This window comes from Chryseobacterium viscerum (assembly GCF_002899945.2).
Taxonomy (GTDB): Bacteria; Bacteroidota; Bacteroidia; order Flavobacteriales; family Weeksellaceae; genus Chryseobacterium; species Chryseobacterium viscerum.
The window spans coordinates 1-2251 of the sequence record NZ_PPEG02000025.1; the positions used below are offsets into that span (position 1 = coordinate 1).

Consider the following 2251-nt stretch of genomic DNA (forward strand, 5'->3'; position numbering starts at 1 on the left):
AAAATGCAAAATTATAAGCCGAGCATTTGCTGTAATATTCCGTAATACACCATTTGTAAATACTTATAAATTTGTATCTTAAATTTTAAACTTTTTATTTGCTTTTTGTCATAGAATGCGCCAGCGGTGGGAATATAATTACGAGAATCTTTTTATAAACAAAGGCTTTGCGTAGCTATGGACTACAAGCTAAAGACAACCTTTTATTTCATAAATTCAATTTTTCAAGATAAATCTTAAAATTGCATTATTCATCTGTTTTGCTAATATAGTATTTCAGTATTTTAAAATTTCCATCTTCTTTTATCAAGGTAAAACTTTCTTTTGTATGTGTATTTTTATATTCGACATTGTAGCCAAGATGTATAGTATCTGTAACAGATTTGACAATTTTATATTTTTCTAAAGACTTTTTTCTTACTTTTCCAAATTCTTTATTTTTTTCTATTAAAATGTTAATAAACTCTTTATAAGGAGTAGTTTGATAAAATCTAAAACTCATAATACTATCAATTGCTTTATAGTTTTTTTGTTCACTCTTGATATAAAATTCATCTACAACTATCTCTCCTTGTTTGACTTCTTTTTCCCCGCATCCAATAAACAATACGAAGCAAATAAGAGAGCTTAAAATATTATATTTCATTTTATTATTTTTAAATTTTTATTATACATATCATAAAAAATACGACTCTGGTCTGCTTTGTAAACTATAAAAAAAGTATTATTCTTTTTCTTGACAATCCAATCATTTTTTTTAATCATACTTATGATTCTTATATCATCTAAATTTAAGCTCTGAGAATCAGATAATTTAATTGTATGGCAATGACAAGAACTGTTATAGTCATTTAAAACAACTCTTCCTTCACCATATTGATTATAAAACTGCTGTTTATTATAATTTTTATCTGTTATATTTAAAACAATAGAAAGTATAATAAGTAAAATAATAGGTAATAATATAAAAATTTGTTGCTTAGTTGTTAAAAATCCCATACTGCTGTTTTTGACCTTTTTAAATAAATACCTGCTCCAACTTTTGGTGACGGCCCCTGTATTGGAGAGCGTGAGGCTTCTATATATCCGTTAGTCCCATATCCAACATTTGTAGGATTGATCATTTGTAAAGGAGTAGACTTAGAATCAAAAGTACCCCCATAAGCACCCCCTATACCTCCAATTGGGCTTGAAATTCCCGCATTTAAAGATTTTGATTCTCCTGGATAATCATTTAATAGAAAAGGTCCCGAATGAGTAGGAGTAATAACTCCCATTCCTACACCTAAATCAGCTCCGAAGCCTACATTTATATTCCTGTTAAAAAACATCCCCCAATTATTCCCTGAATCCTTTACTAACCCAATATCAAATCCAAATCCTCCTCCTAAAACACCATTAACACCAAATGTAAAACTAGTACCTTTACTTTCTGTGCCTATAATAGTAGTTCCGTCTTTTGTCTCAAATGTTTCTTTACTGCTTTTTTGAGAGCCATCAGCATTTGTTATTGTTCCATTATCGTGGAAAGTATATTGAGAAATTGTTTCTCCATTCTCCTTTGTTGTAATTGAACTACCTTCTGAAAGATGCTGTGCATTTTCTCCATATTTAGCTGTAGCCTGTTCTTGGCTTTTTATTTCCGAATCAAAAAATATTTGATTTCCACGTTGCAACCAATCTTGATTTTCCCTGCCATCAGGATCAATAAATCTCAATGGGTTATTAAACGCATAATTATAAGGACTATGTCTTGTCATCTTCTCTGCTAGCGGATCCACCACTCCCCATCTTCCTAAATCTGCCATGTAGAATCTCGCGCCATAATCATACATTCCACTTTCCTGAAGTTCCTTTCCATTGTACTTATAATTCAAATAACCACCTAATAAACTTTTAATTCCTCCTACATGATTCATTCCAAAAGCATAGTAATTATTAGTATCTGTAACTTCAAGAGCTCCTGAGCTGTCTTTGGCAAAGCTCACACGGGTATTTCCAAGGTGGTCTTTGTATTGATAAATATAATAGTTTTTAATGATGAAAGAGCAAAAACCACTGCAATTGCAGCGGTTTTCTGTTTTATTTATGAACACGAGCGAGACGCTCGCCTTTACTTTGTAATTGTCAAAAGGGAGTAAATTTATTAAAAGAAAGCAGGGGTGAACTTGGACGCTCGCTAAGTAAGACTCTTCTGGCGCATTAGTCCTCTGCTTCCTTTTTGAACTTTGTTGAATAACTTTAGATAGAA

Annotated in this window: 3 protein-coding genes; all 3 read right to left on the reverse strand. The window is 31.2% G+C overall.

Going from position 1 to position 2251, the window contains the following annotated elements; all coding sequences use genetic code 11:
- Positions 1 to 247: 247 nt before the first annotated feature.
- Positions 248 to 646 (reverse strand): hypothetical protein, encoded by a 399-nt coding sequence (locus tag C1634_RS25605; RefSeq protein WP_109739382.1) that lies wholly within the window; start codon positions 644 to 646, stop codon positions 248 to 250.
- Positions 643 to 999, reverse strand: a complete 357-nt coding sequence (locus C1634_RS25610; RefSeq protein WP_109739383.1) for a hypothetical protein — start codon at positions 997 to 999, stop codon at positions 643 to 645. The genes C1634_RS25605 and C1634_RS25610 overlap by 4 nt, the downstream gene beginning before the upstream one ends.
- Positions 987 to 2251: RHS repeat domain-containing protein (locus tag C1634_RS25615; RefSeq protein ID WP_133248981.1), on the reverse strand; the 1265-nt coding region annotated here is incomplete at its 5' end. The genes C1634_RS25610 and C1634_RS25615, both read right to left, overlap by 13 nt.

Excerpts from the sequence above, each read along its gene's own strand:
- C1634_RS25610 (WP_109739383.1), bottom strand. The coding sequence starts at position 999 with ATGGGATTTTTAACAACTAAGCAACAAATTTTTATATTATTACCTATT.
- C1634_RS25605 (WP_109739382.1), bottom strand. The coding sequence starts at position 646 with ATGAAATATAATATTTTAAGCTCTCTTATTTGCTTCGTATTGTTTATT.